Source organism: Agriterribacter sp. (assembly GCF_035445465.1).
GTDB lineage: Bacteria > Bacteroidota > Bacteroidia > Chitinophagales > Chitinophagaceae > Agriterribacter.
The window spans coordinates 117,566-132,941 of the sequence record NZ_DAOMQT010000002.1 but is presented as its reverse complement, the minus strand read 5'-3'; the positions used below and the strand labels follow the sequence as shown (position 1 = coordinate 132,941).

Sequence of the window (15,376 nt, the reverse complement as noted above, 5' to 3'; positions counted from 1 at the left end):
CGGCCGCAAGCAGCTATTTGGCGTTCAGTTGAATATCTGCAACCACGGGTATATGGTCCGACAATATTACAGGCACCCGGGTACACTGCTTAATGGTAAAACGGGGATCGGTAAAAATATAGTCTATCCGGAGGGTAGGAAGGCGGCGCATAAAATTGGATGAAAAGTTGTAGAAGGTTTGTCCAAAACCAAATCCTCCGGCAATAAAAGCGTCTCTTTTATTATTTTTTACAGAAAAGTAAGCATAGGAATTGGGCACATCGTTTAAGTCGCCACAAAAAATCTCAGGATATGCGCTTTCATCTAATTGCCTCCGTATAATATCGGTTTGCACTCCCCGCTTCTTAAAAGCAACGCGCATTTTCCGGACAATGTTTTTTGAGGCGTCAATTCTTTCATTGGGGTCGTTCCTGATCTTTGAAAGATCGCTATAATCCTCCGGCATAAACCGGTAGGATTGCAAATGAGCGGTAAAAACGCTTATGGTATCGGCATTATATATAATGTCCGCCTTTAGCAGGCTTTCCACCTTATCTTCCCCGTTCTGGGGCATATTTGTTCTTGCAGAATATACAATAGGGTATTTTGAAAAAATAGCTGTACCGCTGTAATTGTCTCTATATCTTTCAAAATCTCCCGGGAAATAATAATACCGGTATCCCATCTCCCTAAGATAAGTGAGATTATTAAACCATTTAACGCTTTCTATGCCATAAAACTCCTGAATGGCAATAATATCCGGGTCGTAATCGCGTATAACACCAAATATACTTTCACGGTGGGCAATCCGCGTTTTTCTATTTTTAATATCCTCCGGAGGAAAAAAACTTTTGATATTCCAGGTCATGATCCGCAAAGTGCCTGCTGCCTTTTTTTCTTTATCAAAGGAACTAAAAGGATGGAATGCGAAAACCGATGCAATATTCTTCCACCCTAACAGTAAGGCAATAATGGCGAGCCAGCTCCAGCGCGACCGGGCAAAAATCCATACCGCTAAAAAAACAAGCAATATAATAAGGAGATAGGGGAAAGCCAGTCCCAGGAATCCAAAAAACCACCAGGTAGCAGGATTCAAAAAAGGCGAGAGGCAGGCGGTTAAGAAAACAACAACAACAACCAGATAAACAATAAGTAAAAAACGCCTGATGAATGTGCGGACCATGCAGTAAAGTTAATTATAGATCTTCTTCGCCTGCCCGGTGTAAAATATCTTTTTCGTCATGCGAAAGGCTATGATAGCCGGTTCTGTTGATCTTGTCTAAAATTTCATCAATGCGTTCCTGGTTTAAGTTGGGTTTCTTTTTATATGGTGGCTTGCCATGGGTATCATAAAAAATACGGCGGCGGGCCGAATCCGGATCAGGCGCTTTATCCGGGTTAAATAAATCAAAAAACCAGTCGTATAGCCTATTCATCCAGCTTCCGGGGTCATAGCCTTTATTTAAACGCTTCACAAATAAAAAGCCAGTTGCCGCTCCTGCCAACTCTCCGCCGTAAGCAGCCGGGTTATTAAAAGAAGTTCCCGCAAAACTGATTGCCGCGTAAATCACCGTTAATACCCATAATGGAATACCTCCATTGAGCATGGGAAAGAAGCGATACCCGGGAGCGGCCACTGTAGCTGCTACGGCAATGGCCATAACACAGGCATTGGCGCCCGACAAGGTCATTGCGGAAGCATGAGGAGCCAGCGAAGGAAGGAAATTACTGCACAAAATATATACTATGGCTCCTGCCAGCCCGCCGTAAATATACAGGGGTGCTAACCTTCTGCTACCCAATAAACTCTGAATAATGAACCCGAAAGCCCATAACCAAAGCATATTGGCAATAAGGCTCCATATATCAATATGGGAAAACATGAAAGTAAGTAATGTCCACGGGCGGGTAAGCAATTTGCCCGCGCCGGCAGGCAATACAAACCAGGCTGCTATATCATTCTGAAACCGGGTAAGATCAATATCCGAAAGCTGGTAAACCGACCGGATAAGGAAAAGAATAGCGGTAACCAGTATATTAATGATAATGATCCGTACCAGCGCGTCGTTATCGGCGCCAAAAAAAACCTTCCTCGTTTTTGTTTGCTCAAGCACCCCCATACTTAAAAATTTACACTTCAGCTTAACACGGCAAAATTACTAATAAAATCTGCTGCGCTTTGTTTTATTCCAGTATAATACCAGCAAAAAGCCTACCAGAGCGCCGCCCAAATGTGCCCAGTGAGCTACATTATCGCCGGCCGAATTACGTACGCCCATAAAGAACTCCATGGCGGCATACATCAATACAAACCATTTGGCCTTGATAGGTATAAAAAAATACAGGTAAATAAGGCTGTTGGGGAAAAGATATCCAAAAGCGGCAAGACAACCGAAAACGGCGCCCGAAGCCCCTACCGTTGGAGTATTTACTTTGAAATTGGGGGAATATAAAAGTTCCTCCTGCTGAAGCGCGGGTAAAGAATGAAAAAGTTGCATGATGGGAACATTCTCATAGTATAAAACACCCAAATGCAATATCCCCGCCCCCAATCCGCATGCAATATAAAAAATGAGAAATCTTTTAGCGCCCCAGTAATTTTCCAAAACATTGCCAAACATCCATAAAGCAAACATATTAAAGAAAATATGTCCCAGGCTTCCATGCATGAAAAGGTGGGTGACCAGCTGGTGAGGGCGAAAGTATACAGAATGCACATCATGCAGGGCAAAAAGGTTTTCCAATGAGCCCATTCCGGTTTGCTCAAAAGTTACCTGTGCTAAAAATACCAACCCATTGATGATCAGTAAATTTTTCACAACTACCGGCAATACCTGGAATCCACCCGGGCGAAATTCTGTCATAATGATTCAATTGATTAGGTGCGAAAATAAACTAAGCGGGATAATAAACCGCAATGTGGTTTTTTTATCGCCGCCACAATAACATTATTTTAGTTTTAGCTGTACCACATTTTCAATATGGTGGGTGTGCGGAAACATATCTACGGGCTGCACTTTCGTTACCTCGTATTTTTCATTAAGCAATTGCAGATCCCTGGCCTGCGTGGCGCTGTTGCAACTTACGTATACTACCAGGGGGGCCTCCATTTCTAATATTTTCCGTACTAATTTTTCATGCATGCCGGCCCGCGGGGGGTCGGTAATAATTACATCAGGTTTACCCTGCTGCGCAATGAAAGTATCATTGCATACATCAATCACATCGCCTGCAAAAAAAACGGCATGATCAATGCCATTTAATAAGGCATTTTCCTTAGCATCAGTTATGGCTTCGGGTATCAGTTCCACCCCTATTACTTTTTTTGCCAGCCTGCTTACAAAAATACCAATGCTGCCCGTGCCGCAATACAGGTCGTATACGGTTTGGTTACCGGTTAGTTCAGCAAAATTGCGGGTTACCTGGTACAACTTTTCGCCCTGCCTGCTGTTGGTTTGAAAAAAAGACTTTGGGCTTATTTTGAACTGAAGATCTTCCAAACGTTCCGTAATATATCCCTTGCCGTAATATATTTGGGGCGCCAGGTCGTATATGCTATCGTTTTTCTTTGAATTGATGGTATACAGCAATGTAGTTATGGAAGGCGCCTGCTCCAAAAGATGGTTCAGCAGCTTTTTCCGCTCCGCTTTTTCGTCGTAGGCCAAACAAATATTTACCATTACTTCGCCTGTTGTGCATACGCGGATAATAAGGTTACGCAGCCATCCGGTATGTTGCCGGATATCATAAAACGGGTAGCCCTGCTGCATGGAAAAATCACGCACGGTGTTTTTGATAAGGTTGGCGGGTTCTTCCATCAGGTGGCAGGTAGTAATATCAATAACCTTATCAAAAATACGTGGTACATGGAAGCCAAGCGCCGGGTCTTCTTTTCTTTCGCTGCGGGGTTGTAATGGTAAGGGATCCTTTTGTATTTCATCCCATGTTTTATACCTGTGATTGCTAAACGTGAATTCTAATTTATTACGGTACCGTACCGTTCTGTCGCAGCCCAGGATAGGCATTAGCGGGGGTAAGCTAATATGCCCCAGCCTGCGCAGGTTTTGCTCCACTTCATTTTGCTTATATTCCAATTGCTTTTCATAAGGCAGCATCTGCCATTTGCAACCACCGCAAACCCCAAAATGACTGCAAAATGGTTGGGTTCTGCTGGCAGACAATGTATGTATACGAATAGCTTTCCCTTCCGCCCAGTCCTTTTTATTCTTTCCCAGTAATACATCCACCACATCGCCGGGAACTGCTCCCTCAATAAAAATAACTTTCCCGTTAACCCTGCTCAGGGATTTACCTTCCGCCGCATAATCCTCCACCAGCACCTGCTCCAGCACCTGGTTTTTAACTTTTTTTCTGCTCATAAACAGCAAAAGTAAGCGTTGTGTGTCATGCTGCGTCTAAACCTACAGCCAATCCTTCTCTTCAAGTTCGAATATCCCGTCTGCTTTACAATTAAGTATTGTGGCAATTTTAAAGGCTAACGTGGCAGAAGGAACAAACCTTCCTGCTTCAATTGCAATGATGGTTTGCCGGGCAACTTTCACTTTTTCAGCCAATTCTGCCTGTGTCATATTTTGCCTTGCCCGCTCAACTTTTATAAGATTCTTCATTCCGCGTCATTTAACGTTGCCTTGTGCTTTAAGTAATGAAAGCTTATTATGGCGATAATGAGCGTTAGAGCCAAAAACTGATAAGCTGAAACAGAAAGGATTATATCATGCCCCCGTTTAAAACGCCAATTCAGGAAAAGGTAATTATAGAGCTCAGTAATAGAAAACGCTACAATAATAGCCCATGTTAATGCTTTAAATTTGAGCCCATGTATCATTTCGTCATCTGTTCTTTCTTTGGAAAAAAAGATAAAGACAAGTCCCCAGCTAAGTCCGATGGCTAATTCATTTATATCGAAAATTCCCTTTTTATGATACTGCCGGAAAAAGCTGATCACTCCTGCAATAATGATCAATATCCCTAAAATTTTTGTCCAATAGGAGTAAGGAAAAGGATTGTGCTTCATAAAAGTAACTTTTACATTACCAAATGTAATGTATAGCTTACATTTTCACAAAATTTATTTTACCTCTTAAATAAAGGTGAACATTTTATGCAAATAAGATAATGGTGGTGGTTTGGACAGGATTTTAATGTATTTTGCTTTGGTTGTTAACCGGTTATGCTTTACAGGAAGGATAAAAAAATGCTGAGAAAGTAAAAGGAAGTGTGCATTCGTTTAAACGGGAGATTGCCAACGGATCGGCGAAAAATTAATAGTTAAAGAAAAATTAATTTTCAAAGAAAAAATACTGTAGATTTGGTGCTGAAATAAAAAAAAGGTCTTCTGTAGAAACAGATGACCTCTAACGATTGCTTGCCATATGAAAATTCTTAATAAGTCTTGTTCTGTAAATGATTGCAGTTTGCTGCTTTCATTTGGATGCCTCTAACACTTGCCGGATTCTTGCTTCACGATTGCTTGCTTTTTCTTCTTTTCTCACTTGCTGATGTAAAAGTAACACACGAATTATTGCCCTGCAAAACAAGTTGTTCGTAATTTTATCATGCCAAAAAGGGGTATGGTAATGCAAAACCCTTTGTGGAACTGCATTTCAGGAAATTTTTATTATGATGCCCAACAGTTTTACAGATGCTTTATTTCAATTGGTTCGATCACTCGAAAAGTCTGAAAAAAGACATTTCAAGCTATATATAAAAAGAAGCTCGGGTAAAGAAGACCTGAAGATCATTCAACTGTTTGACGCTTTGGAGAAGCTGAACGAGTACGATGAAAAGCAGTTGCTCGCTAAGCTGAAAGGCGTTACCAAACCGCAGTTGGCTAATTTAAAAACACACTTATATAAACAGCTTTTATCGAGCCTGCGCCTGCTTAAAACCACCGAAAATACTGATCTTCAACTGAGTGAACACCTCGACCATGCCCGTTTGCTCTATAACAAGGGCTTAAAAATACAAAGTCTCAGAATATTGGAAAAGGCCAAGGAACTGGCCAAAACCAACCAGAAATTCAATTTCCTGGCACAGGTTATTTCGCTGGAAAAGAAAATAGAGACGCTGCATATTACCCGCAGCACGCTTGAGAAAACGGAAGACCTTACCCACGAAGCACTTGAGATCAGCGCGCATATTGACAGGGTAACCCGTTTGTCGAACCTGGCATTACTACTATACCGCTGGTATGTTAAGTTTGGACATGCCCGTAATGTGGAAGATGAAAAGGATATCAAAGCGTTTTTTAAAAGTAATATCCCACCTGCCATTCATACGATTAACGGCTTTTATGAAAATCTTTACCTGTACCAGAGCTATTGCTGGTATGCCTTTATACGGCAGGACTTTTTAATGTATTACCGGTACAGCGAAAAATGGATGGACTTATTTGAAGCGCATCCCGCCATGATCGCTGTGGAAATGGGACACTTCATAAAAGGCATGCACAATTTGCTGAACGCTCATTTTGACCTGCGCAATTACAGGAAGTTCCAGGGCACGTTGCGCCGGTTTGAAACATTTGCCAAAACACCGGTTGCCAGGCATCACGACAATTTCCGCATTCATACTTCTATCTACATTAATGTTGCCCGGGTGAACTGGCACCTTATGACAGGTACTTTTAAAGAAGGACTGGCATTGATCCCTGAAATAGAGGCTAACCTTAAAGAGTATGCGCTTTATGTAGACCGGCACCGCATACTGGTGTTTAACTACAAAATTGCCACCCTGTATTTTGGGGCGGAACAATATGAAAAAGCGATTGATTACCTGCAAAAGATCATTAATGGCCCGCTTGACCTGCGCAATGACCTTCAATGCTATGCCCGGCTGATGCACCTGATGGCGCACTATGAACTGGGTAATGATGAGATCATTGAATCGCTTATAAAATCGGTTTACCGATTTATGGCCAAGATGAAAAACCTTACCGTTGTGGAAGAGGAAATGTTCCGCTTCCTGCGCAGTTCTTTCCATGTTTCACCACGCCGGTTAAAACCCGAACTGGAAAAATTCCTGTATAAAATCAAGCACCTCGAAAAAAATCGTTTTGAAACCCGGGCTTTTGCTTATCTCGATGTTATTTCCTGGGTGGAAAGCAAAGTATATGGCAAACCGCTTGCCGCCATCATTCATGAAAAACATTTGAAAAGCCACCGCAGCGCGGTTAAAACGCATAAAACCGCACCCGCTATCCCGCTCCACACGGTGTAGAGGAACGGGGCTTAAAGGCAATACCGGGCAGCTATTGAATAAAAGTGAACAAAGCTGTAATTAACGGATTGGTGAAAGGTGAGGGAAGAAAGATTCAGCCTGTCGTTAGTAGCTACTCACCCCACTCTTACCCGATCGCCGATACCTGCAAATCTCAAATTATTAACTCCGGGAAGATAAACAGATGAAATAACCTAAATTTGCCATCCTTTTCATTTTTATTCAAACTACAATGGCAAATCAATTATTCGATTTTGGATTGATTGGGTTAGGCGTTATGGGACGCAACCTGTTATTAAATATGGCTGATCACGGCTTTGCGGTAATAGGATACAACAGGAGCCCGCAAAAGGTTACGGAATTAGAGAGCGAAATTGTTCCGGGTACTACCGTAAAGGGTACCTCCGATCTTAAAGTAATGGTAGAGGCGCTTAAATCGCCCCGGAGGATAACGCTGCTGGTACAGGCCGGCAAACCGGTAGACGATGTGCTTAATGAGCTGATCCCCCTGCTCGATAAAGGCGATATTGTAATTGATGGCGGCAACTCGCATTATACCGATACCCTGCGCCGCGTACAGTATATGCAGGAAAAAGGGTTTCATTTTATGGGAATGGGTGTTTCGGGAGGTGAAGAAGGGGCGAGAAGAGGGCCCAGCATTATGCCCGGTGGCGACCCGGAAGCCTACGAGCATGTAAAACCTATGCTGGAAGCTGTTTCGGCCAAGGTGAACGGTGAGCCCTGCGTGGCGCACCTGGGCAAAGGCGCCGCAGGCCATTATGTAAAAATGGTGCACAACGGCATTGAATACGGTATTATGCAGCTCATAAGCGAAGTATATGATGTGCTGCACCGTGGCTATGGGTTGAGCAATGATGAGCTGCATGAAGTATTTAAGCAATGGAACGATGGCGAACTCCAGTCTTTCCTGGTAGAAATAACGCGTGACATATTTTTGAAGAATGACAATAAAACCGGTAAGCGCCTGGTAGATGTGGTTTTGGATAAGGCAGGTTCCAAAGGAACAGGTAAATGGACTTCGCAGGACGCAATGGACCTGGGCATAGCCATTCCTACCATTGACATTGCCGTGAGTATGCGTAATCTTTCTGCGCTCAAACACGAAAGGGTAACCGCCGCTGCCGTATATCCTTCCGGCATTAAAATAACGGGGGTATCTAAAGAAGACATTATTCAGCAGGCAAGGGAAGCGCTGTTTTTTGGAACCATGATCAGCTATGCCCAGGGGCTGGCGCTGTTATTTGTGGCGTCTAAAGAATATGATATGGAAATCCCGCTTCCGGAGGTAGTAAAAATATGGAGGGGTGGTTGTATCATCCGCTCTACTTTGCTGGAAGTATTTTACCGGGCTTATGCGGGTAATCCGGAACTTTCTAATATTTTATTAGATAGTCATATTTCGGCCTTGCTGAAAAGCAGAACAGACAATACCCGTAAGTTTATTGGTATGGCTGTGCAGGCTGGTGTTCCTGTTTCCGCGCTGGCGGTATCCTTAGGTTACTTTGATGCCTACCGCAGTGCTGTAATGCCTACCAACCTGATACAGGCTCAGCGCGATTTTTTTGGCGCTCATACCTATCAGCGTATTGACGAAGAAGGGATATTTCATTCTAACTGGCAATAGTGCACCGGTGTTTAAAAAGATAAAGAAGCGCAATCCCTGCTTCCGGGCTCAGGTGTTTTTTATTTATTGTTAAGCTGTTATTCATATTACAATTACATGCAATCAACTATTTCAGGTACGCAAAACCATAAGCGTCCGCCTTCTTCGCTGATCTTTATTTTTGGAGGAAGCGGCGACCTCAACCTCCGTAAGCTTACCCCGGCATTATATAACCTGTTCCTGGATGAATGGATGCCCGAAAAATTTGGCATCGTGGGTATTGGAAGAAGTGAATACAGCGATGAAAAATACCGGACACATTTGCTGGAAGGCATTAAAAAATTCTCCCGCCGCAAAGGGGAGGAAAACGGCGACTGGCAAAGTTTTGCGCAGCATATCAGCTACCTGCAAATGGATGCCGAAGACGAAGCGGCATACGCTAAAATATCCGATATCGTTAAAGAAAGAGAAGCGGCTTTCGGCGAACATCCGAATGTTATTTTTTACCTGGCCGTAGCGCCCCAGCTGGTACCCGACATTACCGCCAAACTGGGTCCATTGAATATTTGCGCCGATACCAAATGTACCCGTATTGTTATTGAAAAGCCTTTTGGTCACAACCTGCAAAGCGCGAGGGAACTGAACCATTTGCTGAGCACCATGTTTGATGAAGACCAGATATTCCGTATTGATCATTACCTGGGTAAGGAAACGGTACAGAATATTTTGGCCCTGCGTTTTGCCAACGCCCTGTTTGAACCAATATGGAACCGCAACTATATTGAAAATGTGCAGATCACTGCTGCCGAAACCGTGGGAGCCGAAACCAGGGGCGCCTACTATGAAAAATCGGGCGCCCTGCGCGATATGGTGCAAAACCACATGCTGCAACTGATGTGCATGATAGCGATGGAAGCGCCGGTTTCCTTTGATGCCAATGAGATCCGTAATAAAAAAGTGGATGTGCTGAATGCCATTCGTAAAATAGATCATGCCAGTGTGCAGGATTATGCGGCAAGAGGCCAATATGGCGAAGGATGGATGAAGGGTGAGAAGGTGGCAGGCTACCGGCAGGAGAAAAATGTAGCTCCGCAGTCGGGTGTGGAAACCTTTGCCGCCTTAAAATTTTATATTGATAACTGGCGCTGGCAGGATGTTCCTTTTTATGTTCGTACGGGCAAGCGCATGCATAACAAAAGCACTATTATAACCCTGCAGTTCCGCCCGGCACCCAATTTTGCTTTTCCGCCTGAAGCTGCAAATACGTGGCGGCCGAACAGGCTCACTATTAGCATACAACCCGAAATGGATATCCGTATCCGCTTCCAGGCCAAACGGCCGGGACAGAATATGACCCTGAGCCCTGTGGATATGATCTTCAACTACGATGAAGCTTATGACGAGCACGAACCCGAGGCTTATGAAACGCTTTTATTAGATGTAATGGAAGGCAATGCCACTTTATTTATGCGGGTAGACCAGGTGGAAGCCGCATGGAAGATCATTATGCCGATATTAGAAACATGGGAGGCCCGCCCGCCGGTTGATTTCCCTAATTACGCCCCCGATTCCTGGGGACCGGAAGATGCGGAAGCGCTGATTGCCAGGGACGGGTTTAACTGGGTAACGCTGCCACCGCTGCATGAGGAGTAACAGAAACCCGAAACTCTAAATCCGAAACACCTCACTAAAAAGAACGACATGCGTGTTTTACTGCTGTTATTGCTGGTAACTGTTGCTAAATGGGCATTCCCGCAAACGGGAAAGCAAAAGCCCATGAACATCATTTTTATACTGGCAGATGACCATCGCTACGATGCCATGGGGTTTATGAACAGAATGCCGGGGCTGCAAACGCCGGGTATGGATCGCATGGCCAGGGAAGGCATGCATATAAAGAATGCATTTGTTTCTACGGCCTTATGTTCTCCCAGCAGGGCATCTATATTAACCGGCCAGTATGCGCATACCCATACCGTTGTAGACAACAATTCCCCATTGCCTGCCAATCTCAGATTTTTTCCGCAGTACCTGCAGCAGAAAGGCTATCAAACGGCGTTCCTGGGGAAATGGCACATAGGAGCTACCAACAGTGATAATCCCCAGCCGGGTTTCGATTACTGGATCAGTTTCCGCGACCAGGGCGTATATTATAATCCTGTATTTAATATTAACGGTAAAGCGGTAAAGTTTACCGACAGCGCCTACACTACCGACCTGCTAACGGATTATGCCATTAGCTGGTTAGATAAGACCAGTAAAAGCAAGCCCTTTTTTCTATACCTGTCGCACAAAGGCGTGCACGCCGAATTTTATCCCGCTAAAAGACATAAGAATAAGTATGCCGGTATCCCGGTAGTTTGCCCGCCTTCCATGTACCTGACGGTAACGGATAGCAGCAAAGTTTTCGGAACCGTTACCGCTCCTCAAACGAAAGTAAATTACCGCGATATCCCGCAATGGGTGCGTAACCAGCGGTATAGCTGGCACGGCGTGGATTATATGTACCATGGTACCATTGTATTTGATGATTTCTACAGGCGCTACCTCGAAACCCTGCAGGCTGTGGATGATAGTATTGAGAAAGTATTGGAATGGGTAAAGGAGAACGGACAGGAACAAAACACCATGGTGGTGTATATGGGTGATAACGGCTTTTCATTTGGCGAGCATGGCTTAATAGATAAAAGACATGCGTATGAAGAGTCTATGCGGGTTCCCATGCTGGTATGGGCGCCCGGCATGGTAAAACCTTCATCGGTACTGGAGCAGGTGATCATGAACGTAGATATCGCGCCCACGTTCCTGCAACTGGCAGGTGTGGATAAGCCATCGCAGATGCAGGGCTATTCTTTTGCAGGTTTACTGAAAGAACAAACAACAGCCTGGCAGCGCAACAAAGTGTTTTATGAGTATTACTGGGAACAGGCTTTCCCCCAAACACCTACCACTTTTGCTGTAAGAACAGACCAGTACAAATACATTTACTATAATGGCGTGTGGGATATTAATGAACTGTATGATTTGAAAAATGATCCTTATGAAATGAACAACCTGATCCGCGATACGGCATACCGGAAAACCGGTTTGTTGCTCAAAACCGAATTGTTTGACTGGTTGGATAAAACCGGCGGGTTGCAGATACCGCTAAAAAAAGCCGCCCCAATAAAAGGCGACAATTTATACCGGGGAACGTATTGAGGAAAGTTTATGGTTTATGTGTTTACAGTTTGTAGTCGCCTATTTTTACCTCGGCATGCATAATGGTAACGCCATCATCTCTCAAATGTTCATCTGTTTATACATTTAGTAAAAGTATAAAATCCTCCGTATTTTTAACTCATGCAAAATATTGAAAACCTGATCTTCGACCTGGGCGGCGTTATACTTACTTTGGATATGCCCCGCGCTGAACAGCATTTTACAGCTTTGGGTGTGAAAGATTACAATACGCTTTTCCGCAGCGGTAACGTTTCTTCTTTTTTTAAGGATTATGAAGTGGGCGGTATATCGGATGCGGAATTCCTGGAGGCGCTGAGAAATTTGGCCGCACTGCCTTTAACGGATGAAGAACTGGTAGCGGCGTGGAACGCCATGCTGGGTCATTTTCCGGAAGAACGGATTGCCTTATTAAGCAAATTAAAAAATAAGTACCGGTCATTTCTCTTCAGCAATACCAATGCCCTGCATTTAATTACTTTCAGAAAAATGTATACCGATGCATTTAACGGAAATGTTTTCGACGATCACTTTGAAAAAGCCTATTACTCCCACCTGCTCCGTATGCGCAAGCCCGATAAGGAATCGTATGAACATATCATCAGGGAAAATAATCTTGATCCTTCAAAAACGGTTTTTATAGACGACTCCATTTTAAATATTGAAGGCGCGGAGGCTGCCGGTTTAAAAGGAATACATATCAAACCGGGTACGTCCATTCTTGATATTGATTTATAATTTTTTACAACAGGCTGTCTTTAACCGCCCCGTTTCGTGTCTTCACGAAACGGAAGTTGGAAGCTGGTTTGTGGGACACAAACCAGGGCGTTTTTACACCAGACTGTCTTCAATATACTTAAAAGCAATACGCGGGGAGAGCTTTTTCCATAATACCTGGTAAATGTTTTCGGCGATGGGCATATCGGCGCCTATTTCTTTATTGATCTCGTGAATGCTGCGCGCTGCGTTATATCCTTCAGCCACCATCTTCATGTCGGTTTGGGCGGAAACAACGGAATATCCCTTGCCGACCAATGCTCCAAAATTACGGTTACGGCTGAAGAGGGAATAGCAGGTTACCAGCAGATCGCCGAGGTATACGGAAGCGGCGTAGTTGGGCGACTTTTTTGCATGAAGGGCACTGGCCGCAGTATGTACACCTACTTTTATATTCCGTATACCCGCTTTACGTAAAAAACCGGCCATTTCATCGGCGCTGTTGGCGATAAGCACGCTTAAAAAATTATCCCCATATCCAATACCGTGCGCCATGCCTGCTGCCACCGCATATATATTTTTAAGTATGGCGGCATATTGCACGCCATATATATCATGATTGATAATGGTATTGATATAGGGTGTGGCAAAATAGCCGGCAATGGCTTTTGTGGCCGCCTGTTTTGTTCCGGAAAAAGTAAGATAGGATAATCGTTCTGCTGCTACTTCTTCGGCATGACATGGCCCCATAATGGTAAAATAATTGTCAATGCCGAGATTGAACCTTTTTTTCAGGTAGTCATTCAGCAGCATATTCTGTTGCGGTAAAATACCTTTAACAGCGGAAATGATTTTTTTTCCTGCCAGCTCTTTTGCCGTAATGCCGGCAAACTGCTGTATTACATAAGCAGAGGGTGTAACAATAACAATATGATCCGATGCGGCAAAAACCTGCCGGGCATTGGTAAAGAGGGAGAGTAAGCCCGCATCGAAAGATACGGATTGCAGGTAGTTGGGGTTGTGCAGCCTTTTCACAAGATGTTTTGCTACAGCCTCATTGCGCACACACCAGTTAATGTGCGCTCCGTTGTCTGTAAGCATTTTTGCCAATGCTGTTCCCCAGCTTCCGCTGCCGATAATACCAAACTGCATAAAAAAAGTTTGAGCCTCAAAAGTAGGCCTCAAACCTTTAATTCTTTATTTCAAATAATTGCTCTTTGGGAACCACCTTTACTTTTGTTTTGTTTTTGAGTGTTTTGCTTACAATAGTATAGGGGCCGGTAATAACTTCGTCTCCTTCATTCAGCCCCTCTGTTATTTCAATATTGTTAATATCCTGTATGCCTGTTTTTACCGTTACTAATTTTACCGTATTATCTTTTTGCAATACAAACACTACTTCCAGCAGATCGTCTGATGCGGTGGCGGAAGGATTTTCGTTGGTGGTGTTATCATTCCCGGCAGCAGGCTGCTCTGTTTTTTTAACATCTTTCACTTTAGCACCTTCACTTGCCGTATCTTTTTTATCGCGGGTGGTTACTGCGTTAATGGGAACGGAAAGTACATTCCTGTTGGTATTGGTTTGTATATCGGCGCTGGCGCTCATGCCCGGGCGAAAAGGAAATTTTTTGGGTTTTGCAGGATCAAAAAGATCGGCATAAGAATCGCGGAGAATGCGGATCTTCACTTCATAATTGGTAACATCGGTGCTGGAGGTTGATGAAGCGGCTGTTTGCAGCGCTGCCCCCTTCTGGCTGCTGGCAATTTGGGTAACAACCCCTTTAAACTTACGGTTGTTGTATGCATCTACTTCAATGATGGCGGTGTCACCAAGGTCAATTTTCTGCACATCATTTTCGCCTACCTCCACTCTTATTTCATACACGCTGATGTCTGCTATACGCATCATTTCCGTTCCGGCCATCATGGAGTTCCCTACTACTCTTTCGCCTTTCTTTACACTTAGTAAGGACACCACGCCTGTCATGGGTGATATCAATTCTGTTCTGCTCAGGTCTTTATTGGCTTTTTGCAGGTTGGCAGCAGCGCTCTGAACCTGCGCCTGGTTGCTGCGAACGCTTTGCAGGGCTGCATCATAATTAGCCTGTGCTGTTTTTAACGTATTATCAGCCTGTTCAAACTCCGCTCTTGAAATTACTTTATCATCCAATAGCTGCTTTTGCCTGTTGAAAGTAAGCTTGGCCAGTTCCAGCGAAGACTTTAATGCTTCCAGCTGCGCCTGTGCATTGGATACCAGCGACTGCTGACCGGCAACCTGCGCCGCAGCCTGGTCGCGCTGGGTAGCATAAATATCAGCGTATATACGTGCCAGCACCTGCCCCTTTCTTACACTGTCGCCTTCTTCCACGTTAAGCTCTGTTATTTCGCCCGAAACGTCGGGACTAATTTTTACTTCTATTTCGGGATACACCTTGCCGCTTGCCGTTACAATTTCCGTAATGTCTCTGGGTATTACTTTTTCCGAAGACACTTTTATACCTTCTTCCTTGCCTATTACGCCGTTCTTTTTCAACACTACCAGTAATATAACCAAAGCCACAAGGCTAATAATGATCCACAGCAGTTTTTTATTCATGT

General features: G+C 44.1%; 13 protein-coding genes. 5 read left to right on the top strand and 8 right to left on the bottom strand.

The window, feature by feature from the left end:
- Positions 1-13: 13 nt before the first annotated feature.
- From PLE34_RS01725 to PLE34_RS01700, 6 genes are all read right to left on the bottom strand, one after another.
- Positions 14-1,162 (bottom strand): endonuclease/exonuclease/phosphatase family protein, encoded by a 1,149-nt coding sequence (locus PLE34_RS01725; RefSeq protein ID WP_324553597.1) that lies wholly within the window; start codon positions 1,160-1,162, stop codon positions 14-16.
- Between the two features lie 13 nt (positions 1,163-1,175).
- Complete coding sequence (locus PLE34_RS01720; protein ID WP_324553595.1) at positions 1,176-2,099, bottom strand: rhomboid family intramembrane serine protease; 924 nt, start codon at positions 2,097-2,099, stop codon at positions 1,176-1,178.
- A gap of 39 nt (positions 2,100-2,138) precedes the next feature.
- Positions 2,139-2,843, bottom strand: coding sequence for a rhomboid family intramembrane serine protease (locus tag PLE34_RS01715; RefSeq protein ID WP_324553593.1), 705 nt, complete (start codon positions 2,841-2,843; stop codon positions 2,139-2,141).
- Between the two features lie 84 nt (positions 2,844-2,927).
- Positions 2,928-4,358 (bottom strand): 23S rRNA (uracil(1939)-C(5))-methyltransferase RlmD, encoded by a 1,431-nt coding sequence (gene rlmD, locus PLE34_RS01710; RefSeq protein WP_324553591.1) that lies wholly within the window; start codon positions 4,356-4,358, stop codon positions 2,928-2,930.
- Positions 4,359-4,400: 42 nt separating this feature from the next.
- Positions 4,401-4,607: a helix-turn-helix transcriptional regulator gene (locus tag PLE34_RS01705; protein ID WP_324553589.1), complete on the bottom strand. Its 207-nt coding sequence runs from the start codon at positions 4,605-4,607 to the stop codon at positions 4,401-4,403.
- The gene (locus tag PLE34_RS01700) at positions 4,604-5,014 is read right to left on the bottom strand and encodes a hypothetical protein (RefSeq protein ID WP_324553587.1); all 411 of its coding nucleotides are present in this window, start codon (positions 5,012-5,014) and stop codon (positions 4,604-4,606) included. Before PLE34_RS01700 ends, PLE34_RS01705 begins: the two co-directional genes overlap by 4 nt.
- Positions 5,015-5,619: 605 nt before the next feature.
- Here PLE34_RS01700 and PLE34_RS01695 point away from each other — a divergent pair.
- The 5 genes from PLE34_RS01695 (at position 5,620) to PLE34_RS01675 (ending at position 12,799) form a co-directional block, all read left to right on the top strand.
- A complete protein-coding gene (locus PLE34_RS01695) occupies positions 5,620-7,218 on the top strand; it encodes a hypothetical protein (protein WP_324553585.1) in 1,599 nt (532 codons plus the stop codon).
- A gap of 232 nt (positions 7,219-7,450) precedes the next feature.
- Positions 7,451-8,863, top strand: a complete 1,413-nt coding sequence (gene gnd / locus PLE34_RS01690; protein ID WP_324553583.1) for an NADP-dependent phosphogluconate dehydrogenase — start codon at positions 7,451-7,453, stop codon at positions 8,861-8,863.
- Positions 8,864-8,959: 96 nt separating this feature from the next.
- Complete coding sequence (gene zwf, locus PLE34_RS01685; RefSeq protein ID WP_324553581.1) at positions 8,960-10,495, top strand: glucose-6-phosphate dehydrogenase; 1,536 nt, start codon at positions 8,960-8,962, stop codon at positions 10,493-10,495.
- Positions 10,496-10,543: 48 nt separating this feature from the next.
- The gene (locus PLE34_RS01680) at positions 10,544-12,043 is read left to right on the top strand and encodes a sulfatase family protein (RefSeq protein ID WP_324553579.1); all 1,500 of its coding nucleotides are present in this window, start codon (positions 10,544-10,546) and stop codon (positions 12,041-12,043) included.
- A 141-nt stretch (positions 12,044-12,184) separates the two neighbouring features.
- On the top strand, positions 12,185-12,799 hold the full coding sequence (locus PLE34_RS01675) for an HAD family hydrolase (RefSeq protein WP_324553576.1): 615 nt from the start codon (positions 12,185-12,187) through the stop codon (positions 12,797-12,799).
- Between the two features lie 93 nt (positions 12,800-12,892).
- Here the strand turns inward: PLE34_RS01675 and PLE34_RS01670 are convergent, their stop codons facing one another.
- Together PLE34_RS01670 and PLE34_RS01665 are read right to left on the bottom strand one after the other, a co-directional pair.
- Positions 12,893-13,930 carry an NAD(P)H-dependent glycerol-3-phosphate dehydrogenase gene (locus PLE34_RS01670; RefSeq protein ID WP_324553574.1) on the bottom strand — a complete coding sequence of 346 codons (1,038 nt, stop codon included), beginning with the start codon at positions 13,928-13,930 and terminating at the stop codon, positions 12,893-12,895.
- Between the two features lie 37 nt (positions 13,931-13,967).
- Entirely contained in the window at positions 13,968-15,374 is a 1,407-nt protein-coding gene (locus tag PLE34_RS01665) for an efflux RND transporter periplasmic adaptor subunit (protein ID WP_324553572.1), read from the bottom strand.
- Between the last annotated feature and the right edge of the window lie 2 nt (positions 15,375-15,376).